The organism is Candidatus Thiodiazotropha sp. AKAK2 (genome assembly GCF_058244685.1).
Genome location: NZ_JBSYOP010000035.1, coordinates 71,692 through 95,422, shown reverse-complemented (window position 1 = coordinate 95,422; position 23,731 = coordinate 71,692). Strand labels below are relative to the sequence as shown.

General features: G+C 54.2%; 17 protein-coding genes and 2 pseudogenes. 8 read left to right on the top strand and 11 right to left on the bottom strand.

Annotated features, from left to right (window positions below):
* Nucleotides 1-9: 9 nt before the first annotated feature.
* The 8 genes from AC4IE8_RS18035 to AC4IE8_RS18000 form a co-directional block, all read right to left on the bottom strand.
* A complete protein-coding gene (locus tag AC4IE8_RS18035; protein WP_068987752.1) occupies nucleotides 10-1,890 on the bottom strand; it encodes a V-type ATP synthase subunit I in 1,881 nt (626 codons plus the stop codon).
* Between the two features lie 54 nt (nucleotides 1,891-1,944).
* Nucleotides 1,945-3,000: a V-type ATPase subunit gene (locus AC4IE8_RS18030; protein ID WP_068987753.1), complete on the bottom strand. Its 1,056-nt coding sequence runs from the start codon at nucleotides 2,998-3,000 to the stop codon at nucleotides 1,945-1,947.
* Nucleotides 3,001-3,009: 9 nt separating this feature from the next.
* Nucleotides 3,010-3,336, bottom strand: a complete 327-nt coding sequence (locus AC4IE8_RS18025; protein WP_068987754.1) for an SPFH domain-containing protein — start codon at nucleotides 3,334-3,336, stop codon at nucleotides 3,010-3,012.
* 512 nt (nucleotides 3,337-3,848) lie between these two features.
* Nucleotides 3,849-4,301, bottom strand: coding sequence for an HIT domain-containing protein (locus AC4IE8_RS18020; RefSeq protein WP_490791636.1), 453 nt, complete (start codon nucleotides 4,299-4,301; stop codon nucleotides 3,849-3,851).
* Nucleotides 4,302-4,309: 8 nt separating this feature from the next.
* Nucleotides 4,310-4,702, bottom strand: coding sequence for a gamma-butyrobetaine hydroxylase family protein (locus tag AC4IE8_RS18015; RefSeq protein WP_490791635.1), 393 nt, complete (start codon nucleotides 4,700-4,702; stop codon nucleotides 4,310-4,312).
* Between the two features lie 157 nt (nucleotides 4,703-4,859).
* On the bottom strand, nucleotides 4,860-5,921 hold the full coding sequence (gene hemH, locus AC4IE8_RS18010) for a ferrochelatase (protein WP_490791634.1): 1,062 nt from the start codon (nucleotides 5,919-5,921) through the stop codon (nucleotides 4,860-4,862).
* 11 nt (nucleotides 5,922-5,932) lie between these two features.
* Nucleotides 5,933-6,853: a hypothetical protein gene (locus AC4IE8_RS18005; RefSeq protein WP_490791633.1), complete on the bottom strand. Its 921-nt coding sequence runs from the start codon at nucleotides 6,851-6,853 to the stop codon at nucleotides 5,933-5,935.
* A 480-nt stretch (nucleotides 6,854-7,333) separates the two neighbouring features.
* Nucleotides 7,334-9,193, bottom strand: a complete 1,860-nt coding sequence (locus tag AC4IE8_RS18000) for a phosphoenolpyruvate carboxykinase (GTP) (RefSeq protein ID WP_490791632.1) — start codon at nucleotides 9,191-9,193, stop codon at nucleotides 7,334-7,336.
* Nucleotides 9,194-9,576: 383 nt separating this feature from the next.
* On the opposite strand from AC4IE8_RS18000, the gene nth reads away from it, so the two are divergent.
* The 4 genes from nth to AC4IE8_RS17980 are packed head-to-tail and all read left to right on the top strand — an operon-like array spanning nucleotide 9,577 to nucleotide 11,328.
* Complete coding sequence (gene nth / locus AC4IE8_RS17995) at nucleotides 9,577-10,209, top strand: endonuclease III (RefSeq protein WP_490791631.1); 633 nt, start codon at nucleotides 9,577-9,579, stop codon at nucleotides 10,207-10,209.
* Nucleotides 10,210-10,242: 33 nt separating this feature from the next.
* Entirely contained in the window at nucleotides 10,243-10,695 is a 453-nt protein-coding gene (locus AC4IE8_RS17990) for a DUF302 domain-containing protein (RefSeq protein WP_490791630.1), read from the top strand.
* A 7-nt stretch (nucleotides 10,696-10,702) separates the two neighbouring features.
* On the top strand, nucleotides 10,703-11,134 hold the full coding sequence (locus tag AC4IE8_RS17985) for a DUF1841 family protein (RefSeq protein WP_068987762.1): 432 nt from the start codon (nucleotides 10,703-10,705) through the stop codon (nucleotides 11,132-11,134).
* On the top strand, nucleotides 11,131-11,328 hold the full coding sequence (locus AC4IE8_RS17980; protein ID WP_068987763.1) for a hypothetical protein: 198 nt from the start codon (nucleotides 11,131-11,133) through the stop codon (nucleotides 11,326-11,328). Before AC4IE8_RS17985 ends, AC4IE8_RS17980 begins: the two co-directional genes overlap by 4 nt.
* Before the next feature lie 234 nt (nucleotides 11,329-11,562).
* Here AC4IE8_RS17980 and xseA read toward each other — a convergent pair whose 3' ends face one another.
* The 3 genes and pseudogenes from xseA to AC4IE8_RS17965 form a co-directional block, all read right to left on the bottom strand.
* Complete coding sequence (gene xseA / locus AC4IE8_RS17975; RefSeq protein WP_490791629.1) at nucleotides 11,563-12,924, bottom strand: exodeoxyribonuclease VII large subunit; 1,362 nt, start codon at nucleotides 12,922-12,924, stop codon at nucleotides 11,563-11,565.
* Nucleotides 12,921-15,374: a sensor domain-containing protein gene (locus tag AC4IE8_RS17970; RefSeq protein WP_490791642.1), complete on the bottom strand. Its 2,454-nt coding sequence runs from the start codon at nucleotides 15,372-15,374 to the stop codon at nucleotides 12,921-12,923. Before AC4IE8_RS17970 ends, xseA begins: the two co-directional genes overlap by 4 nt.
* A 537-nt stretch (nucleotides 15,375-15,911) precedes the next feature.
* Nucleotides 15,912-16,277: pseudogene (locus AC4IE8_RS17965) on the bottom strand (transporter substrate-binding domain-containing protein); the annotation flags it as partial.
* Nucleotides 16,278-16,927: 650 nt separating this feature from the next.
* On the opposite strand from AC4IE8_RS17965, the gene guaB reads away from it, so the two are divergent.
* The 4 genes and pseudogenes from guaB (at nucleotide 16,928) to AC4IE8_RS17945 (ending at nucleotide 23,541) form a co-directional block, all read left to right on the top strand.
* Nucleotides 16,928-18,391: an IMP dehydrogenase gene (guaB, locus tag AC4IE8_RS17960; RefSeq protein WP_068988553.1), complete on the top strand. Its 1,464-nt coding sequence runs from the start codon at nucleotides 16,928-16,930 to the stop codon at nucleotides 18,389-18,391.
* A gap of 46 nt (nucleotides 18,392-18,437) precedes the next feature.
* The gene (gene guaA / locus AC4IE8_RS17955; RefSeq protein WP_068987766.1) at nucleotides 18,438-20,015 is read left to right on the top strand and encodes a glutamine-hydrolyzing GMP synthase; all 1,578 of its coding nucleotides are present in this window, start codon (nucleotides 18,438-18,440) and stop codon (nucleotides 20,013-20,015) included.
* 103 nt (nucleotides 20,016-20,118) lie between these two features.
* A pseudogene (locus AC4IE8_RS17950) lies at nucleotides 20,119-21,748 on the top strand (transposase).
* Nucleotides 21,749-22,524: 776 nt separating this feature from the next.
* Nucleotides 22,525-23,541 carry a hypothetical protein gene (locus tag AC4IE8_RS17945; protein ID WP_490791628.1) on the top strand — a complete coding sequence of 339 codons (1,017 nt, stop codon included), beginning with the start codon at nucleotides 22,525-22,527 and terminating at the stop codon, nucleotides 23,539-23,541.
* The last annotated feature ends 190 nt before the right edge of the window (nucleotides 23,542-23,731 follow it).

The following is a 23,731-nucleotide window of genomic DNA, read 5'->3' as shown; positions in this document are numbered from 1 at the left end:
GCCACGGTTTCAGGAGAGTGTCAGGGGTTTGAAGGCCTTGCCGTCGCCCGCATAGAAACGGGAGAAGCCTTCGTAAAATTCCAAACGCAGCACCTGGATGGCGACAATCAGCCCCTCCAGCACCAGAATGAATACATTGCCCAATATCACCGTGATCCAGTGGCCGGTATCCCCCATCATGCCGGCCAGGGTGAACACCGCGATCGCCAGCGCCACATGGTTCAGGCTGAACGCCGCGACACGCAGGAAAGAGAGGGTGTTGGAGGCGTAGCCGGTGATGGTCTCGAAGGTCTCGATGAAGGCGACCAGAATGCGTTCGCCGATGGAGGCCTCCTGCTCGATCAGCTTGTGGGCAAAGATGCCGATCAGGGTGAGGATCGCCAGGGTGGCCCAGAAACCACCTACCGATCCCTCCGCGTAGAGAGAATAGCCGGTGCCCAGCATACCGGTGTAGAGCAGCAGCGAGAGCAGGCCGTTGTCGCCGAACAGGGCGCCCAGCCGATCTCCCTGCACCAGGTGGTTGATGATGTTCAGCAGGGAGGAGATGACGATGAAACCGATCCCCCACAACAGGGCCACGGTGAGCATGTAGAGGGGGTCGCTGAGCGGGGCGATCCACCAGGCGTGAAACAGATGTTCGAAGCCGAAGATGCTGCCATAGAGGACGCCAAAGACCATTGAGGAGATCCCCGCGGCCACCCCGAACGGAGTGAAGCTGCCCAACTTGCGACGCCAGATCAGCGCAGCACCGAGGATCACCGCACCATGCCCCACGTCACCGAACATCATGCCGAACATCAGGATATAGGTGAGGGCGAACAGATGGGTCGGATTGACCTCGCCGTAACGGGGTACCCCATACTGCATCACCAGGGATGAGAAGGGTTTGAAGAGGCGGCTGTGGCGCATCACCGAGGGTACGATGGCACGCTCTTCGGAGAGTGGATCACGGCTCTCCAGGACGAAGGCATTGGGCAGTTTCTGCAGTAGAGCCTCTTCCACCTGAGCCATATCCTCGGCAGGTACCCAGCCCTGCAGGCGTGCCAGTTTGCCGCTTTTACGAGCCGCTTCGCCAAGTGCTACATAAGGGGCGGCCAGGTGCAGGGTCTGGGCAGCTTGCTCCAGTCCATCCAGCGCATTGGCTCGCCAGGCAACGATCTCCAGGTTGAGCTGTTGTGAGTTTTCATCGACCGCTGCGTGGCGCTCAGCCAGTCGGCTCTTGGCAGTCTCCGGCTCGGTGTGCAGCTCCGGTGGGATATCCAGTGGCCGAAAGCCGGCGGTATCGAGGACCGATTTCAGCTTTGAATGCTCTGTCCGCTTGGCGCCGATGATCAACACATGGCTCTCTTTCTCACTCTGCAGAAAGGGGAACAGCAGATAGCCGTCGAGGCCGATGGCATCCTTGAGTTGTTCCACCCGGTTGCTGGATACCATGCCGATACTGGATTCCAGGAAGGGTTGATCCTGCTGCAGTTGACCCAGGTCCACATCCAGATTGCTGAAATTCGCCAGACTGGTCTCGAGCTGGCTGATATTGCGTGACTCTTCGGTGAGGCGGCGTTGCCGTTCTTCAAAGTCGGAACAGGTCTCCCAGGCCTCGCCCAGCCACTGATTGGCCTGCTCCAGTTCAGCTTCGGTAATGGTGGTCACTTCGCCATCGAAGGGGGCCGGGGTGTAGCTCACCAGAGCGCTGATCTTGTCCAGCCGGCTCTTCGCCTGGTTGAACTGCTCGCGAAAGTGCTGTCCAGGAATCTCGGTCAGGGCGTTTTCCGCATAGGGACGGTTGTCCGGGCTGAAGTTGTTGAGACCGGCCAGGATCACCGATGCGCCGGGCAGGTCCTCGTTGAGTACCTTGATGCTGATCTGTTTCATCGGCAGGGGGCTAAACATCAGCGGTCCCTCGATCGGCTTGAAGCGGGTAATATCTTATTAACGGCTGGATGATCACGCCGCCTCCTCAGAGGATGAGGAGCCTTTGATGCCAGAAACGGCTTCATCCAGCAGCTCGTTCGTCATACCCAGCAGCTTGCCCTGGATGATGGCGTAGAGACGCCAGATGTCCGTGTCCCGGCTGATCAGATAGCAGAGCGCAGCGACCACCCCGTCCCGACTGCCCAGCATCAGTTTGCGTAACTCATCGGAGACCCAGAAGTCGAGTCGCTGTCTGGCATCGGTGATGTTGGCGCTGCCGGTGAGCAGGCTGTGAAAGGGGTCGGGCAGCTGCTCGACAATGGTATCCAGCCCCTCCACATTGGCCAGCTCCATCAGTTTATCCCGCTGTATCTGTCCGCCGTACGGGATCAACAGGTAGTAGACCTCACTGGGTGCGAACTGATAGACCAGGCGATAGCGCATCAGCCAGAGAATGTTCTGCCGGTCCACCATGCAGCCGATGGCCTTTTTCAAGCCGCGCTTGTCGCTGCAGTCGGTGATGTTGGCCTGGGCCAGCATGCCGGTGTAGTAGAGCCGATCGATGGCGGCGCCCAAGGAAAAGTTTTCATGCTGTTCTTCATAGATGTTGCGGGCCTGGCTGGCAATCTGGGAGTAGGGCCCCCGTTCCAGCTGGCGCAACATTTCCTGGACGTTTTCCGCCTGCAGCAGGGCTTCATGGGGCAGCCGGATGTTCTCCGGCAGGGCGTAGAGATTGTGGCGTATCTCCTGGATGCCCAGGTTGTTCCACTTGCCCTGGATCAGGGTCTTCAGATTGTAGAGCTCATACTTGCGTGGCCAGTAGAGGATCAGTCCCCGTGAGCGACCGCTCAGAGGTCGAAGCAGAACCTTCAGTTCATTCATCAGCTGCTGCAGCAGCTGGTGCTCAATCAGGCCGCTCTTCTGGCGGGTTTCGATCTCCTGTTCGAAGATCGGCAGCAGATCGAAACGCTCACCAAGTTGATGCAGTGACATCTGCTTCAGTATCCGGATATCCTCAGCGGAGAGCAGTCTGGAGGCGTAGATACCGACCCGGGTCTTGAGGTAGGCCTGATCCCGTTGTGAGTTCATCGGTTAGGCTTAGTCCTCGTCGGCATTGGCGTCGATTATGACGGCAAAGGCGGCGTCCAGTGCATCCTCTTCCCGCGCCTCGGCGTATTCACGCAATTGGGCGTGGCGCTCATCGAAGCGTTTTTTCAGTTCGGCAATGGTCTGTTCGGCGCGACTCTCCGCCTTTTCCATGAAACTGTTGTGAAGCTCGGGGATGCGGGCTTCGAAATGTTGCTCTTTGGTCTTGGCCTCCTGCAACGCTTCCTGAATGATGCGCTCCCGCTGCTCTTCGGCCTTGTTGTGGATCTGTTGTGCCCGGTTTTCGGCTTCGAGTAAGCGCTGCAGTGACTCTTCCATTAACCCCTATGCCCCCATGGTTTGTTTTGACTGCAAATTGTTTTCAGAGGTTGTGTGAGGGAGACATTTTTGGGTGTCTCCGAAGCACATAGATAGTGTAGTCAATTTGACCGTTCCATGTGGACTAATATCGTCATGGCTTGGTTGAGCTAGATCATGAACCCTATGGATTTTGTTGTTTGCCCGGAGGGGGGATCTGATGGTGTTTTCTGTTGGCACGATTGGTGAGTGTCGGCTGGTAAATTCGTTGTGGTGATCGTTGTCTCGGCCGCCTTCCCCCTCTCCCCCGGCCCCTCTCCCGCGAGGGGAGAGGGGAGCTACTCTTTCACTGTCTGTGCTATTTCGATGTTTGGTGTTTCTAACCTTAACCGATGGATTGCGGCACAGTCGTTCAGAGTTGTTCTATTTGGATTTAATCATTGAATTTCTTTTTGCGGATCTGAAAACTGTTGTCAGTATGTGGAAATTCAGACGATTAACCGCTGTTGCGGTTGAAGATAAGGCCGGTTTGATCAAGCCTTGGCGGTAGCCTGTAGGATGTTTGTTGTCTTGGGCAATTCCAGGCTCAACCTGCGTTTAATTTCATTCAGTTCGGTTTGCTTGTACGCCCGCCGTTGCGCGGTACCCCAGACTGTACCGGGCCACCAGGGATCACTGGTCTTGCGCCCCATGATATGGATATGCATCTGACGCACGATGTTGCCGATCGCTGCGGTATTGAGTTTATCGATGCTCTGGTCGGTTTTGATGAAAAGGGAGATCTGGTTGATCTCTTCAAATAGCTGCTTTTGCTGCTCGTGACTGAGTTGGTGTAACTCATCACAAGCGACCCTGGGTACCAGGATGTACCAGGGTAATAGAGCATTGTTCATCAGCAGCAGCTGGCTCAATTCCATTTCCGCAAGCAGATGGCAATCTGCCGCCAGTCTTGGGTCGAGGCTGAAGTCTGGGTTGTCGGCTGGCATCTCTCTTGTCAGGCTCCACCATCACGGGGAATCAGTTCAGGTTCCTGTCGCTGATGGCCCACCGCTTCAAGCTTTTCCAGGTAGGCCTGCCACAGCTCATCCTGGTGCTTGCCCAGGTTGTAGAGATACTGCCAGTCGTAAAGGCCTGAATTGTGGCCGTCATCGAAGTGGATTTTCACCGCATATTGTCCGATCGGCTCGATCTGGGTGATGGTGACCAGCTCTTTCCCTTTCTCCAGTTTTGCTGTGGCCGGGCTATGCCCCCGGGTCTCTGCCGAAGGGGAATAGACCCGCAGGTATTCACAGGGCAGGGCAAAGTGGGCGCCGTCATCGAAGGCGATATCGAGAAAGCGGCTCTGTTGATGGACTTTGATATCCACCGGACGGGGTGTAGAACTCATGTTGATATAAGGTCCTGAATTGTATGTTGTTGGCTGCAATCGCTCTTTCGACCGCTCTGATTCCTGGGAGAGCGTCTTGTGTGCGGAGTGCTATCGATTGTTTTGAGATCGTCACCGACAGATAGTTTCAAGGATTTGTCTGCATCCCGCTGAACACTCAGTCACTGCTGGTTGATACCGGGGGAAGTGGATTGGCCTCCGGCCAGCCCAAGGCGTGACGGTGGATCAGATTGGCGAACATTTCGATATGTTTCGGATCATCATTCAGGGCCGGGATATAGCGGTATTCCGCACCGCCACCTTGAAGAAAATAGTCCCGGTTCTCCACTCCGATCTCCTCCAGGGTTTCCAGGCAGTCGGTGGCAAAAGCGGGGCAGACGACCTGCACGCTTTTGATCCCCTCGGCCGCCCACTGTTTGAGGGTCTCATCGGTGTAGGGTTTGACCCACTCCTGAGCACCGAAGCGGGATTGGAAGGCGAGCAGCCATTGCTCCTCGTTCAGTCCCAACCTGTCGACCACGGCCTGAGCCGTGGCCCGGCATTGATCCGGATAGGGATCCCCTGCCTCATAGTAGTCTTTAGGAATGCCATGGAAAGAGAACAGCAGTTTGTCCGCGCCTCCGTGGGTCATCCGGTAGTCGGCGATCTGGCTGCTCAGGGCATCGATATAGTCCGACTCGTGGTGATAGCGTTGAATGAATCTGACCTCGGGTATCCAGCGCCACTGTTGCAGTTCGGCGGTGACCGCATCGAAGATCGAGGCGGTGGTGGTTGCCGAGTATTGGGGATAGAGGGGCAATACCAGCAGCCGCTGAATATTCTGCTCACGCAACTGTTTCAGGGTGTCGGCGATTGATGGATTGCCATAACGCATCGCCAGAGCGACACTCACCTGGCCGGTAAATCTGTGATCGATCGCTTGCTCGATGGCATCCCGCTGCTGTTTTGAAATCACCAGCAGCGGCGATCCCTCGTCGGTCCAGATCGAGGCATAGGCCTTGGCGGAGCGCTTGGGTCTGACCCGCAGGATGATGCCGTGGAGAATGATCCGCCAGATCAGTTTCGGAATCGATACAATCCTCGGATCGCTGAGGAACTCCGCCAGATAGCGTCGTACCGCGCTGGGGGTCGGGGCGTCCGGTGTGCCTAAGTTGATCAGTAGAATAGCCAGTCCGCCATCCGGCATCGAGAGTTGTTGTTTTTGATTCAGGTATTTCATGGTGTTCAGGGTCAGTTCCGGTTGGCTGAGCGAATTCTTGCTTCAACCCGTGCCCGTTTCAACAGGTCTTTATTGTGTATTTCCGGATAGAGGGGCCAGAAGCGGTCCATCTTTACCGGTTGTTTCACCGCCAATTGTTCCAGCCTTTCGCGACAGCCGCCACTTATATAAGAGAGCATCAGTAGCTGTGGCGCCTTCCAGGTGATGTAATCTTCGATCAATGGGGCGGTATCCGCATCATAGCCCGCTTCGGCAAGCAGTAGAGCGGGAAATTCGAGATGCCGCGGCTGACTTTCCTGATACGGCATCATCTCGTTCTCCTCGTTCCGATAGTACCAGGCTGTGCAGGATTCGGATCCGGCTCTGTGCCGAACCTCAGCCTCAAGTATCGAGGCGTGTACCCTGGGGTTGTCACCGTCATGGTTGGGCCGATCCCGTTGATTCAAATGAGACGAGATGAAACTGAAATCGTCGGGTTCTGTCGCGATCCATTTGGCTGGTCGGTCGTTGAGTGCCATTTCGTTTTCTGTGCGACAGCTCTGCAGCAGTGCCAGCGGTTGCTGATCGGTTTCATCCAGCAGCCACTGTTCATAGCGGTCAGCCATCGGGAATGGCAGCTGGCCCAGTACGGGTTGCAGAGATTCGATGAGCCTGTCGCTGGCGGCGATCATGGTGCGGATGTCGAACAAGGGATTGACGGGCACCTGTTGGAGACCGCTGGTTTCGGACCAGAGCCCAAAGGTGAAATATTGCTGGGCGCCCAGCGGAGTGTTGGCCCACAGTCCCTGGGGGGAATCGCTGAGTACCTGGATCTCCCAAACCTGGCCGTTGGCACTGAGTGCACGGGCGGTATCAAGTTGGAAGACCTGCAGTAAACCGTTGAACGGGTTGAGTCGCCGGATACTGAATGCGTTGTTCTGAACCTCTTGCATCACTACAGCCTATCAGCAGGTTAACCGCCAATAAACGCCAATCACCGCAAAATGCCGCAAATCACCTTTGCCCTAGGTCCGGTTAACACGAATCCAATGCGCCTTGTTGCGCCAGAAAAAGCGACAATTAAGGTACGAGGAGCGTAGTTTGGTTATTGCAAATGAGTGACGAGTAACAGTTCGTGGCACTTATTCAGGCGCAATCCCCCACAACGATACAAAAGAGGCGGCTGGGTCGAATGGCACTTATCTTACGTGCCAAGACACGCATCGCATCTAATAGATCAAAGGGTTTTGGTGGGGCATGGCCCCACCCTACGGTTGAATTCAGAGTGTAGGGTGGGGCCATGCCCCACCAAATACGGGTTAAGTTAGTGCCATTCGCGGCTATTCTCGCGATCGTAGCCTACCGCATCAGAAATGGTGTGGCGCCGGTGACTGTGAGTAAGCCCCATGCATCCCTGATCGATGCTTATCGGTTTAATCGCAGCTGGCGGAGAGGTCCCAGTATTTTGGCGAGTGGTACAAGCGTGCCAGTTGCAGCTCCCGCTCAAGCTCCATCTCCCTGGGCAGGTGATCGCCAAAACGGGTGAACAGCTCCTCCTGGTCAACGGTTTCGTGGCGTGCAATCTCCCGATCGATATTCATGATTTCAAAAAAATCATCCTTATTGAAATCGAGTCCCTCCCAGTTGATCGCGGCATGGGAGGGAACCCAGCCCAACGGGCTTTCCACCGCATGGCCGATGCCGTTGCAGCGGTCTACCACCCACTTCAGCACGCGCATGTTTTCGCTGAATCCCGGCCAGATGAAACGACCGTGCTCATCCTTACGAAACCAGTTCACGCGGAAGATGGCGGGTGGTGTGGCAACGTTCTTTCGGCCGATTCGCAGCCAATGTTTGAGGTATTCCGCCATGTTGTAGCCGCAGAACGGCAGCATCGCCATCGGATCGCGTCGCATCGAGGCCTGATTGATCGAGGCGGCGGTAGCCTCCGAGCCCATGGTAGCCGCCATATAGACCCCGTGTTCCCAGTTGTAGCTCTGAAACACCAATGGAAAGTTGTGGCTGACTCGACCGCCAAACAGAAACGCGGTGATCGGTACACCGTCCGGATTCTCCCATTCAGGATCGATCGATGGACAGGCTGAGGCTGGTGCGGTAAAGCGTGCGTTCGGGTGAGCCGCTGGGCGACCGCAACCGATCACCCAATCATCACCGCGCCAGTCGATCATGTGTTCCGGGGGATTCTCGGTCAATCCCTCCCACCAGATGTCGCCATCATCGGTCAGGGCACAGTTGGTGAAGATGCAGTTCTCCTGCAAGGCGGCGAGCGCATTGGGGTTGGATGATTGATTGGTTCCCGGGGCGACGCCGAACAGACCGTATTCAGGATTGATGGCGTAAAACTTACCATCTTCAGGGTTGGGCTTTATCCAGGCAATGTCGTCACCGATGGTAGTGACCTTCCAATCCTCAAAGCCTTTGGGCGACTTGAGCATGGCGAAGTTGGTTTTACCGCAGGCGCTGGGGAAGGCGGCGGCCACAAAGAACTTCTTCTTCTCGGGTGTCTCCACACCCATGATCAGCATATGCTCGGCAAGCCAGCCCTCATCCCGGCCCATCACCGAAGCGATGCGCAGGGCAAAACACTTCTTGCCCAACAGGGCGTTACCGCCATAGCCGCTGCCGAAGGACCAGATCTCCCGCGATTCGGGGAAATGGGTAATGTACTTGTCCTCGATATTCCCCGCGCAGGGCCAGGGGACATCCACTTCACCCGGCGCCAGCGGGGCACCGACCGAATGTACGCAGGGTACGAATGCACCATCGTCCCCGAGTACATCGAGTACCGCTTGCCCCATCCGGGTCATGATGCGCTGACTTACTGCCACATAGGGTGAGTCGGAGATTTCGACGCCGATGTGGGCGATATGGGAACCGAGTGGCCCCATGCTGAATGGGATCACATACAGGGTCCGGCCCCGCATGCAATCCTTGAACAATCCCTTGAGGATCTTTTTCATCTTTTTCGGACCCATCCAGTTATTGGTCGGACCGGCATCCTCTTCTTTCTCTGAGCAGATATAGGTGCGTTCCTCAACGCGGGCCACATCGCTTGGATGGGAGCGGGCCAGATAACTGTTGGGTCGCTTTTCAGGATTGAGGCGGATAAAAGTACCGCCTTTCACCATCTCATCGCACAATCGGTCGTACTCTTCCTGTGATCCGTCACACCAGTAGATCTGGTCCGGATTACAGAGCTGGGCGATCTCATCAACCCAATTTAATAGTTTTTGATTGCTTGTGCGCGAAGCGCCATCATGTTTTCTGGTCATGGTGATTGTCCAACACAGATTTTCGTGTGTTTACGAGTCGTTAACTGTCCAGGCTTTTGGCCTTATTGCGATACAGACAGGGGGTGGATCTGCATCGGGTGATGAAGCAGGTTTTCCAGTATAGGAAACCAACAAGAAATCCGCTATCCACGTATAAATATAATTTATAGGATTTGATTATTTCGGTTATCGAAGGTTCCGGCTTGGTTGGATGTCGGTTGACAGGGAGCGAAATTTCAGGGTCTTTGGGTGTTTCATTTCAGCATTCTGCCCCTTACCGGGCATCAAGCATGCCCCGAAACCGTCCGATTCAGTCGCCGGGTTAATAATGGCCCCGATTTGATCTAGAATGGCGCGGGTCCACCAGCCGCCTAACCTGCTTCATGAATAAACAAAAACGCCAGGCCATCTTTGAACGACTTCAAGCGGCCGATCCCAATCCCACTACGGAACTCAATTACCAATCCCCTTTCGAACTCTTAGTGGCGGTCATCCTCTCGGCGCAAGCGACCGACAAGGGGGTGAACAAGGCGACCGATAAGCTGTTTCCGGTGGCCAATACCCCACAGAAAATCTACGATCTTGGGCTCGAGGGATTGAAGCAGTACATCAAGACCATTGGTTTGTTCAACAACAAAGCGAAGAATATTATCGAGACCTGTCGTATCCTGATGGAGACCCATGGGGGAGAGGTGCCGCAACAGCGTAAGGCGCTCGAAGCGCTGCCCGGTGTGGGAAGGAAGACCGCCAATGTGGTTCTTAACACGGCGTTCGGTCATCCGACCATGGCGGTGGATACCCATATATTCAGGGTATCGAACCGAACCCGGATTGCCCCTGGCAAGACACCGCTGGAGGTGGAGAAGAAACTGCTGCGCTTCACTCCTGATGTTTTTTTACAGGATGCGCACCACTGGCTGATTCTACACGGGCGTTATACCTGTGTGGCGCGTAAGCCGAGATGTGGAAGCTGTGTGATTGAAGATCTGTGTGAATATAAAGAGAAGACGGAATAGAGATTGGTCAGTCGACCAACAAAGGAGCCTAAAATGAAAACCCTAACGATCCTGCTGGTAAGTCTGTTTTTTACTTCTGGTCTGGCCCGGGCGGATGGCGGTTTGGTGACGCTGCCCAGTCAGTTCAGTTTCGAGGAGACGGTCAATCGTTTTGTGGCCGCTGTGGAGGGGGCTGGACTGAAGGTGTTCAGCAAAATCGATCATAGAGCTGGGGCGGAAAAGGTTGGTCAATCCCTGCGTCCCACCCTGTTGATCATCTTTGGCAGCCCAAAAGTGGGTACGGCCCTGATGACCAGCGATCAGCGGGCCGGTATCGATCTGCTGATGAAGGCGCTGGTGTGGGAGGACGATCAAGCCAAGGTCTGGCTGGGTTACAACCATCCTGACAAACTGTTTGACCGGTTCGCCATCAACGACCGGGAAAAGGTTAGAAGGAAAGTCACCGGCGCCTTGCAGAAGTTTGCCAAGAAAGCCACTCAACCCTAGAAATCTGATGTTTAGTAACGATCGCAACCAGCTGCGCCAGGTCTTTTTCGAGGCCTGGCGAAAGTACTCTGCAGGGGATGCCCTGCAACCTCTGGAAGAGATGGTCGCGACGGTGATCCGGCAACATCCGGAGTACCACGGATTGCTGAACGATCGGGAGCAGGGACTCGACCGGGACTATCTGCCGGAGGGGGGTGAGACCAACCCCTTTCTGCACATGGCCATGCATCTCACCTTGATCGAACAGGTCTCCACGGATCGTCCGCCCGGTATCAGTGGTTTATATCAAAGGTTCTGTCAGCGCAAAGGGGATGCCCATGAAGCCGAACACCAACTGATGGAGTGTCTGGGGCGTATTCTCTGGGAAGCCCAGGTTGAGAATAGAATGCCGGATGAACAGGCCTATTTTGATTGTGTCAAACGTCTGATCGAATCATGAGTACACAGCAGAACTTCAGCAACTGCACCCTCTGCCGGGTTATGCGCGGTTTGGCGTTCGGCGGCATCGGTGCGGCACTGGGTGGCTATGGTGCGCTGTTTTTCGGGGTTGATAGAAACGAGGCCGTTTACTATGCATTGTTTGGGGCATTCGCGTTAACAGTCTTTATTTTACGTAAGCGAAAACAGGATTAGGCTGTTACTGTTAACAGGCCCGATTCTGATCCGTGGTTGCGGTGAGTATCGGTCCGTAGCGTGAGGAAGTGAGTATGCCATCCGCTTGGTTTCACTCATTCCTCAAACGAGGCTCTTTCATAAGCACACTTCGTGGATTGATCCGCATTCGCCGGGATGACAAAGGTAATACCATCAGACCCTGTTTGGTACTAACGATGGCTGGAGTCCATTTATGGCCAATGGCTGTCTGTGTTACTGATTTTTCTTCACCACCTGACAGACAAGACTTCCTTTATGCAGTCTGGCCTGCAATTCATCCCCAAGCTCAACTTGAGCGGCATCGGTGATGATGGCATGGGTCGTCGGATTGCTGACAATCGCATAACCCCGTCCGAGGGTGTTCAGCGGACTCAGATTGTGCAGATCCCGGCCAAGCTGTGTGAAGCGGGTCTGTTCCCGGGTCAGGCGCAGCGTCACGGCCCGATGCAGTCGTTGTTCCAGATTTGTGGTTTGTTGAATCAGCCGCTTGAGTCGCTGTTCCGGCGTCTGCCTGGCCAGGCGGGTGTCAAGCCGATCGACACGCTGGTGCTTTTGCAACAGATTGAAATGAAACTGACGTGAAAGACGGTCGGATAGTTCATCCAAGCGCTGAGCCTGTTGTTGCAGACGTCTTTTCGGGTGTTGGATTTGCAGACGTTTGACCAGCGCAGAGAAGTGCTGTTGTAGCCTTTGCAGCCGTTGCTGCTGGTTTTGCTGCAAGCGTCTGGTGACAGCATGCAGACGCTGTTGCCACTCCAATTGATCCGGGGTGACCAGCTCGGCCGCCGCCGAGGGTGTGGCAGCCCGTCGGTCCGCTACAAAGTCGGCGATGGTGAAATCGATTTCGTGGCCGATGCCGGTTACCACCGGGATGCCGGCCTCATGGATGGCCCTGGCAACCTGCTCTTCATTAAACGCCTGCAGATCCTCCAGGGAGCCGCCACCCCGGCTTAAGATCAACAGGTCGCACTCCTGGCGCTGCTCAGCCAGCTTCAGCATCTGAACAATCTGTCTTGCTGCATCCTCACCCTGTACCTGGACCGGATAGATAATCACCGGCAGGGCGGGAAAACGACGCTTCAGCACGGACAGCAGATCCCTCACGGCAGCGCCGGTCGGTGAGGTGATCAGGCCAAGCTGTTTGGGTGGTACGGGGATTGGTTTTTTTCGCTCAGTGTCGAACAGACCTTCCGCTGCCAGCTTCTGTTTCAATTGTTCGAAGGCGAAACGCAACGCCCCTTCACCGGCCGGCTCCATATGCTCGGCAATCAACTGAAACTCGCCCCGCGCCTCATACAGGCTGACCTTGGCGCGGATCAACACCTGCTGCCCGTTTTCAGGTCGAAAGCGCAGTCGTTGCCGTTTCATACGGAACATGGCGCAACGCACCTGGGCCGCTTCATCCTTGAGGCTGAAGTAGATATGACCGGAGGCGGGTTGGGCCAGATTGGAGATCTCTCCACTGACCCAGAGGAGCGGGAAACTGGCTTCCAGTACTGCACGGGTCTCCCGTACCAGTCGGGAAACGGAGAAGATCTCTCTGGCACTGTTATTGGCAGGGGGTTGCTGATTCAAGCGGTCTCTTTACTCAGATAGATTTCAAATTGATCCACCGGCAGTGGATGGCTGAAGTAGTAACCTTGGAATATCTTACACCCTTTGTCACGCAGAAATTTCAATTGAGCATCGGTCTCCACACCGATGGCGACCACTTCGATATCCATGTTCTGAGCCATGGTGATGATGGTCTGTACCAACTGTGCGTCTTTCGGATCGCTGGAGATGTCGCGAATGAAGCTTCGGTCGATTTTCAACTGATCCACAGGTAAGCGGCGTATATAGGCGATCGAGGCGTAGCCGATGCCAAAACAGTCGATGGAGAATCTCACCCCCAGTTTTTTCAGTTTCAGAACCTTTTCCGTGGCCTCCTCAAAGTTCTCCACCAGGGTGCCCTCATGAATCTCCAGGGTCAGGCGTCTGGGATCGACCCCGGTATTGGTTACCAGCTCTTCAATCTGGTCTGCAAAACTGGCTTGATGGAAATGAACTGCACTGATGTTGATTGCCAGGTTGAGCGGCTCCTGCAGCTGTTCAGACCAGTATTTGATCTTCTGCAGCGCCTGGCTGAGCACCCACTCACTGATCTGCAGGATCTGCCCTGACTCTTCAGCAACGGTTATGAATCGGCGGGGTTCAACCTGTCCATGGTTGGGGTGGTACCAGCGCAACAGGGCTTCAACGCTGATCAGGTTGCCATCCAGGTCGACCTGGGGTTGATAGTTGAGCGACAGCTCATCATTGATCAGAGCGTTACGCAGATCGTTTTGCAGCCTGAGTTGTTGTTCTGCAGCGTCCTGCATGCCGGGCAGGAAGAAGCGGATGGTATTGCGGCCCTCCTCCTTGGCCCGATACATGGCAGTATCCGCATATTTGAGTATATCGTCGGCACTGGCATCATCCATGGGAAAGATGACGATGCCGATACTGGGTGTGATATGCAGTTCATTGTCACTGATGTTGTAGGGTTTCGACAGGGTCGACTGAATCTTTTCAGCACCTTGGCGGGCTTGTTGAGCCGCTATCTGTGGATTGCCGTCGAGTTCGGTAAACAGCACGATGAACTCATCCCCTCCGAGTCTTGATGCGGTGTCCTCATCCCTGATCTCACGGGTCAGACGTTCGGCAACCTGCTGTAGCAATATATCGCCGATATTGTGGCCCAGTGAGTCATTGATGGTTTTGAAATGGTCCAGATCCATGAACAGGACGGCACCGCGGTGGTTATGCCGGCGGCAGCGGGATTGAGCTTGTCCCAGACGATCGATCAGCAAACGCCGGTTGGGCAGGGCGGTGAGGGCGTCGTAGGTGGCTTGATAGGCCAGCCGCTCCATGGCTCTCATGCGCTCGATTTCAGCGCTGATCCGGGCTGCGATGATATCCATCACATCGGCCCAGTCAGGCGGCATGAAGAGGGGCTTGCGGGAGACCACCCAGACAATGCCGATGACTACATTGTTGCGATCCCGAATCGGTGAGCCGGCGTAGCCCTGGACATCGAGCAATACCAGATCCTCATCCTTTGGAAAGAGGTCTTGAACACCCTGGGGAAAAAGACAGGCACCCTGCCGGATGACCTTGTCACAGGGTGTTTCGCTGATATGGTAGGAGAAATCCTCGATCACCCGGCCATCGATGATGTTGGCCAGGGATTTGATCTGATTCCTGCCCACCAGTTCGCCGATGTTCGCCCCATCCGCACCGAACCAACGACACAGCTCTCTGGCTACATGTTCAAAGAAACCCTCACCGGTGATGCCGACCATACTCTCCATCAAGGTGTTGAGGGTCTCTGCCGCACGCTTACGCTCAGAGATTTCCTGATGGGTACCGCAGGCCCGGGTCGGCCGTTGGGTGATCGGATCGAATTCGACCGCTCCACCTGAACCTTCTATCCAGACCCATAGGCCATTCGCGTGTTTCATGCGGAATTCGACTTTATAGGTCTTGCCCTCTTCAATCCGCTGATTGATGATCGGCATGATCCGTTCCCTATCCTTGGGATGGAGGCGGTCCCGCCAATCATCAATGCTATGTTTCATGGCGGATGGTTCCAGACCAAGCTGATCCAGCCAACGTTGATTGACGGTGAATTGATCTGTGATCAGGTTCCAGTCCCAAAACCCCAGAGAGGCGCCTTTGACCACCAGCGAGAGCTGCTTTTCGGTTTCTCGCAGGTGGGAGACGTCCACCAGGGTTACCGGCATATGCTGTACCTCTTCGGCGGTGTCCGACAGGGGAAAGCTGATCATCACCTGGATCAGTTGGCCCTTTGCAGTCAGCAGCGGTACTTCACATGTGAATACCGTCTGTTTTTCACTGGATGCGATCAGAAACTCTTTGAAGGCGGTGAACACTTCCGGGGTGATGCTTTTCGGCAACCAGTGCTGCAGGGTCTTCAGGCTCTTCACTCCGAATAATCTGAAGGTGGCCGGATTGGCGTTGACCACCCGGATCAGGAACAGCATCTCACGCAGTTGATCTGGATGGTTGTCGAAATAGGTTCTGAGGTCTTCCACACCCGAGTCCAGCAGTTGATCCAGTTTGACCAGCGCTTTTGAGCTGTCACCCTCACATAACGCGGTGGCGACCCCATCGAAGAAGTTATGGTACTGGGCCTCGGTTTCGGCGAGTTGCTGGGTCTTGACTCTGACCCGCCATCTGAGGATTTGTGCAATCAACACCAGAGCCGCCACCAGGATGCCAATCGCAAAGATGATCTGGTAGAGCAGGGGAGGTTGTGGCTGTGGAGGTGTGTGGGTTTCGAACAGTGTCTTGAGCCGCTGATGGTAGATCGAGAGTTCATCGCTCTTCTGGTTGGCCAGATGAAAATCGAGTCGCTGCTTGATGGTGTGCGCTTTGGGGCTCTGCTGGGATATGGCAAAGCGGATATCCAGGGGGATCAGAATGATCGGACTGGCCACCGGACTATAGAAATGACCGTGGCTCAAGCCGTACAGGCGACTGACCAGGCCGGCATCCGCCCGGCCGCTGGCAATCGCCCTCATCACCATGTCATAGGTGGCGTATTTCTGGGTACGACACTCAATCCTCAACGACTTGCAGATCTCCTGCAGTCCATTTTTTGAGGTCAGGTAGACGTCATCGGCCAATACGGCGATGTTTTTGTCATGAAGGTCGTCAATGGCCTGCATATCCGATTTTTCAGGAACGTAAATCTGCCCCCAATTGGCAATGATGGTCTGATCTGAGAAGAGGAAGCGTTTTTCCCGTGACTCATTGACCGCAATCGCGGGCAGCAGGTCGATCTTTCCGGCAGAGAGTCGGTAGAGCTGGTCACTCCAAGTGCCGACCACATAGCGCACCTTCCAGCCTTCCTGATGGGCGATTTGCTCAAGGATGTCGATGAAAAGCCCCCCGGCCGGCCCATTGAATCAGTATCGACCAAGGGTGGGTTTTTGTAGACGCCCACTCTCAGGGTCATGGGGGTATTGCCCAGTGCAACACCCCAGTTGATCAGCAGGCCAATGGTAAAAAGGAGGAAAAAACTCCTATTAAACACATATTTGTGCATTTGCACTTCCTGACTTCATTGTCCGAGTTCCTAACCCTTAGCATAGCGCCAGAACTCCTGCAATGCAGGTTGCTGCGAGGATTGGTAAGAGGCGGAATCATCAAGCATTCAAACCGATGAGCGGCTGTATCACAAAGGTGAATGAAACGACTGCCGGTCGACTCGCAGTATCGTGAAATACGATGTGAAATGGGTTTTAGAGCCAGTGATCAATCGATATGGCCTGCCGAACCGCTTGCCTGTCTGTCAGGTGGATCTGGAAATGGCCGAAAATTAAGCCAGTTTTGTGGCCATGATGACTTGGCACGGTTTTTTTAACATATTGAAATGTCAATGAATATGCCTTCGGGGCTCATGTGGTTGGCTGCAGATTGGCCGCTCCTCAGGGGGTGCTCGGCGTTGTGCTGAGCCTGTTGCAGGTTTACCGGTTAGACTGCAACTTCTATAATGCCCGGCTACTTCATCCCTCCAGCCGGAAAAAAAGCTATGCGTGTAATCGAGGAAGCCCTCACATTTGACGATGTACTCCTGGTACCCGCCCACTCACAGGTACTGCCAAAGGACGTCGATTTAAGGACCAAACTGACCCGCGAGATCGATCTCAATATCCCGTTGGTTTCTGCTGCCATGGACACGGTTACCGAATCCAGATTCGCCATTGCACTGGCACTGGAAGGGGGTATCGGCATCATCCATAAGAATATGGATGCCGTCACTCAGGCCCAGGAGGTGGAGAAGGTCAAAAAGTATGAGAGCGGGGTGATACGGGATCCGATTACCGTTGGTCCCTACGTCAGCATTGGCGAAGTGGTTGAACTCACCCGTTCCAGGAACATCTCCGGTGTACCAGTGGTGGATGGTAAAGAGTTGGTTGGCATTGTCACCGGTCGGGATCTGCGGTTTGAACGCAAGATGGATGATCCGGTACGCAATATCATGACTCGCAAGGAAAACCTGGTGACGGTCAAAGAGGGAGCCAGCCGTGATGAGGTGATGAGCCTGCTGCATAAGCACCGTATCGAAAAGGTTCTGGTGGTCGATGACAACTTTGAATTGCAGGGAATGATCACCGCCAAGGATATCCAGAAGGCAAAAGACAATCCCAACGCCTGCCGGGATGATCAGGAGCGACTGCGGGTTGGGGCGGCGGTCGGTGTGGGTGAAGGTACCGAAGAGCGTGTGGATGCATTGGTCCAGGCCGGTGTCGATGTGGTGGTTGTGGATACTGCCCACGGTCACTCACAAGGTGTATTGGACCGGGTGGCCTGGGTAAAGAAGACCTACCCTCAAGTACAGGTTATCGGCGGCAACATCGCCACCGGTGATGCCGCTCGCGATCTGGTCAAAGCCGGTGCCGATGCGGTGAAAGTGGGTATCGGGCCTGGTTCGATCTGCACCACAAGAGTGGTTGCGGGCGTCGGTGTGCCCCAGGTAACGGCGGTTTCCAATGTGGCCAAGGCGCTGGAAGGCACCGGTGTGCCATTGATTGCTGATGGTGGTCTGCGCTATTCCGGGGATATCTCAAAGATACTCGCCGCCGGCGGCTACTCAGTGATGATTGGCGGTATGTTTGCCGGAACCGATGAAGCACCGGGTGAAGTGGAGATCTATCAGGGGCGTTCTTATAAGTCTTACCGGGGTATGGGATCCCTTGGCGCCATGTCCGGCAAGGATGGTTCCAGTGATCGTTACTTCCAGGAGTCCAATGAGAAAGACAAGCTGGTGCCGGAAGGTATTGAAGGACGGGTGCCTTACAAAGGTCCGGTGGTGGCGATCATCTACCAGGTGATCGGTGGCATTCGATCCAGCATGGGCTATACCGGTTGTGCCAACATCGACGAGATGCGCACCAAACCGGAGTTTGTAAGGATCACCAATGCGGGTGTGACCGAATCCCACGTGCACGATGTAACGATCACCAAGGAAGCGCCCAACTATCGGCGTGATTGATTGTTTGTGATCCACTTTCCAGGTTAAGTCTTAGCAGGCCCTAGTAATGACAACTGATATTCATGCCCATCGAATCCTGATTCTGGACTTTGGATCTCAATACACACAACTGATTGCACGTCGGGTGCGTGAAGCCGGTGTCTATTGTGAGATCTATCCCTACGACAATGCGGATGAAGGGCTCTCCGGTAGCAAGCCTGCCGGCATCATTCTCTCCGGTGGTCCGGAGACTGTCACCGCCGATGAGGCGCCCGCTGCACCACAAACTGTGTTTGAGCTTGGGGTGCCGCTGTTGGGTATCTGCTACGGCATGCAGACCATGGCCGCACAACTTGGTGGTGAAGTGGCGTCTTCCGACAAGCATGAGTATGGCTATGCCCAGGTACGTGCCAGAGGGCACTCCCGCCTGCTCAAGGATATCGAGGATCATACCAGCCCGGAAGGCTATGGCCTGCTGGATGTGTGGATGAGCCATGGGGATCGTGTCGAGTCCCTGCCCGAAGGTTTTAAGGTGATCTGTGAAACCGAGAATGCGCCGGTAGCGGGTATTGCGGATGAATCACGCAGCTATTACGGTCTGCAGTTCCACCCTGAGGTGACTCATACCCGTCAGGGCAAGCGTATCATTGAACGTTTTCTGTTTGATATCTGTGGCTGTGAAGTGCTCTGGACGCCCGGTCAGATCATCGAGGACAGTATTCACCATGTGCGTGAGCTGGTGGGTGATCAACAGGTAGTGCTGGGGCTCTCCGGCGGGGTTGATTCATCGGTGGTGGCTGCGTTGTTGCATCGTTCGATCGGCGATCAGCTGACCTGTGTGTTTGTCGACAACGGACTGCTGCGTTTGCATGAAGGGGACCAGGTGATGGCCACCTTTGCAGAGCACATGGGTGTGAAAGTGATCCGTGTCGATGCGGAAGACCGCTTCCTCAAAGCGCTGCGCGGTGTCACGGATCCTGAACAGAAACGCAAGATCATCGGCAATCTGTTCATCGATATCTTCGAGGAAGAGGCGAGCAAGCTGGAGGATGTCTCCTTTCTTGCTCAGGGTACCATCTATCCGGATGTGATCGAGTCTGCCGGCGCCAAGTCGGGTAAGGCGCATGTGATCAAGTCGCACCACAATGTGGGTGGTCTGCCGGAGTACATGAAACTAGCCCTGGTTGAGCCTCTGCGTGAGCTGTTCAAGGATGAGGTGCGTAAGATCGGCATCGAACTGGGGCTGCCCTATGAGATGATCTACCGCCACCCCTTTCCTGGACCTGGGCTCGGTGTGCGGATACTTGGCGAGGTCAAGAAAGAGTATGCAGACGTGTTACGCGAGGCCGACCACATCTATATCGAAGAGCTGCATAAGCACAATCTTTATGATGAAGTGAGCCAGGCATTTACCGTGTTCCTGCCAGTCAAGTCGGTAGGCGTGGTTGGGGATGCTCGGCGCTATGAGTATGTGGTGACCCTGAGAGCGGTGAAGACAGTCGATTTCATGACGGCCAAGTTTGCCCATCTGCCGTTTGATTTTCTGGAAGAGGTCTCGCGCAGGATCATCAATGAAGTGTCGGGTATCTCCCGCGTGGCATACGATATCTCCAGTAAGCCGCCGGCGACCATTGAGTGGGAGTGACGGGTACTGGCAGGCAATGTCTGGAACTGACTGGCAAAAGCAGGCAACAAGCAGTCATCTATGCAGATAGAGAACAATATGAGAACATTGAGCGCTCCATGGAATGGAGAACGCTATGCCTCAAGCCGCGATCACGGATCGGTCGCTACAAAGCCCACCATATAAACGTCATCGACCGGAACAGACACTTCTCTATCAAATCATCGAGCGGCATTATCCGGAGTTCAGGGATGTGATGGCCATGCAGGGCAAGTCCTTGCCCCTGCATGTGCAACAGGAATTTGCGGATTACCTCAAATGCGGAAGGTTGGAACACGGATTCCTGCGGGTGCAATGCACCGAATGTCATCATGAACACCTGGTAGCATTCAGCTGTAAGCGGCGCGGATTTTGCCCCAGCTGTGGTGCGAGACGCATGGCCGAAAGCGCCGCGCTGCTGGTCGATGTGGTGTTACCGGAACAGCCCATACGCCAGTGGGTGCTGAGCTTCCCATTTCAATTACGGTTTATTCGTCGCTTCGCTCCTCACCCTTCGGGCCAGCTAAAGCTGTTCAACGCTTCGCTTTTGTCTGTTCGCCAGCCGCCCGCAACTGATGGGGCGGGTATTGGGGATCGTGTACCGGGCCATATCATCCCATCTGATTCACAAGGCAGGATTCACTCGAAAGACCGCACAGACCGGTGCGGTGACGCTGATCCAGCGGTTCGGCAGTGCGCTCAATCTCAATGTACATTTCCATATGCTGTTCCTGGATGGGGTTTACACGGAAACCAAACACGGTCGAACACGGTTTCGGCGAACCAACGGGCCGGAACAGCAGGAACTGAAAGAGCTGGTATACACGATCAGCCACCGCGTGGCCAGGTTTTTGGAGCGCGAAGGCATCCTCGAGCGCGATGAAGAGAATGGTTACCTGAATCTGGATGATGCGGATGAGGACCCCATGCAACAGGTATTGGGGTGCTCGGTCAGTTATCGCATTGCCGTGGGGCCACAGCAGGGGCGCAAGGTATTCACGCTGCAGACCATCCCGTCCTGGGAAGATGATGAGCGCTTTGCTCAGGTGGCGAAAGAATCCGGTTTCAGCCTGCATGCCGGAGTCGCGGCACAAGCCTGGGAACGGCAGAAGCTGGAGAGGCTTGCGAGATATATCACGAGGCCGGCGGTATCAGAGAAACGGCTGTCACTGACACCCTCAGGGAATATTCGCTATCAGCTCAAAACGCCCTATAGTGATGGCACGACGCACGTCATCTTCGAACCGCTGGATTTCATTGCCAAGCTGGCGGCACTGGTGCCGAAACCCCGAGTGAACCTGACCCGGTTTGTTCGTATCTTCCCTGATACTCACCCACTTCGTGGGCCAGCTGAAGCTGTCCAAAATCATTCCAGATGATTTTGTCATGGCGTATTTGCCCCCAACAGCAAACACCGTGTCGAGGTGACGCCGGCCAAACGCGGCAAGGGGCGACCCCGACAGGAAAACGAAGACAAAACGTCGGGACAGCGCCACCAGGCCATGACCTGGGCACAACGGCTGAAACGGGTATTCAACATCGATGTGTCGGTGTGCCCAAAGTGTGGCGGTGATTCCAGGGTGATCGCCTGTATTGAGGATCAGGCGGTCATCGACAAGATACTGGCTCACCTCATGAAGAAAGGTGCATTACCGTCACCACCCGAGTTGCTGCCGGCAACGCGGGCCTCACCAGATTCAGACTGGTTTGCATAGTTATGGGTTTCACACTTCTCTAAACGGCACAGCAACAGAAAGATAGGTTGCCTGGAAGCCTGTTGCCTGAGCTATGCCGGAAGGCCAGAAAAGCCGTGGAAGAGGGCGGATTCAACCGAAAATCCAGTAGATTGATTAGATTGAGCCGGATAGACGGGTGATTCAAGCATATCCAGGTCCCAGTTTTCTGCCTTGATATACATGGGTGATAGCGGCTATTCTCCTTATACTTCTCAATGCAGGCTGAGAAGGTATTCAGTACTCTCAGCGTTGTGCCTGTTGCCAATGCACTGGTTCATGAACATGCAAGGGAGATGCCGTCTATGACTCTACTTGATCACGACTACCTGCAGGAGGTCGGCATTACGGATAGGCTAGAGACCTGGCAGTCGCTGGTCAGTAGTCGAGAGGAATAGCTTCCGGCAAATATCATACCCATCATACCGATTTCTCTATTGGTAATTATTTATAGGTATAACTTCAATAAAATCATGTGACTGGCCATCACATTCGCCCATGATTTACCCATAACCTGTTCGCTTCCTGCGTCAGCTGGCGCATATCACTCAGTGTACAGCGCAACAGTTTCTCGACTACCTGCACTCTTATTGAGGTAAATAACTGTTTTCATCTAACTTAAACTATCCTTATCATACAGCCACGATCCAGTTATTAACCCGGTACCTTAATACAATCGACATTGCGGGCTTTGAGCAACTACTGAACAAAACTGAACACGAACGTTATAAAAAATCTAACCACAGGATACTCTTGCCATGAAACGCCTGACAGCCGCACTATTACCTATACTCTTGATTTTGACTCATACCAGTCACGCCCAGAACCTTAAATCAATACCGATCCAGGAAAACGGTATAACTACAGCTTATGTATCAGTACCTGCTGATGTTCGTTGCAACGTGAAGATTCCAGATGTTCCAACGGCTTTCTGTGCCGGTAGTGGAAACCGTATCTATCACCTTACAGGCACTTTCCTGCAAAACCCGGTCAACCCTCAGCAGTATTTTAACTCAATATTACAGCAACTCACCGCTGAGAACCCTGAATCGGAGATCATCAATCAATACAGAGTCCCGGAGATCACTCAGCACATGATGCAACGTGATTCTCAACTGATCTATAAAAATGGACAGCAAGTTGTTACTTATGCTTTTGATATCCTGGACGCCCAGAGCAATGAAAAAAGTTCAGCGGCAATTGTGATCAGCTCCCTACCCAATAATGGCGCTCCAGTAACGAATGTGGATATCATTGGCTTTACTGCACCTATGTCCGGCTCACGTGACTTTACTGGTGTGCGCCGAGAGATGATCCGTTTCGCTCGCACCTACCAATTTGATCGCGGTTGGGTTCAGTCTGCCAATTCACAGCACCAGCAATTTCTCAATAATCAGACTGTAAAACAAAATGCCTTCATGGCTAATCAACAGCGGATACACCAATCCAATATGGATGCGCTCGATCGAAGCCACAACAGCTACATGGAAAGAAGCGCGGCGTCTGATCGCGCCCATAGCAACTACATGAATAACAGTGCGGCATCCGATCGTTCTCATAGTTCCTATATTGATTCCATTCATGAAAGGGAACAGATGATTGATACGTCTACAGGCGCCAGGTACGAGACAGAAGGATACTATGATAACAACTACGTAAACCCTAATGATTCAACCATGTACTACCAAACCAATGATCCCATGGACAATCCCAACATGAATCTCAACCAGGGTGAAAATTACAATCGCTTACAGCGCTATGATGGTAATTATTAACCCGGCACCTTACCGTCCTATCAGTTTAGTATTAAACACCGTGGTCATGAAGCATGCCCCTTCACCACGGTGTTTTTTTAATATCATTTTTCGCTAGGGTTTGATAGAAAAGAAAAAAGATAGATCAGTTGAACTGATATTTTTCCCTGCATACTCTGCGGCAAAACATCTTAGCTTTTAGATATTCTGA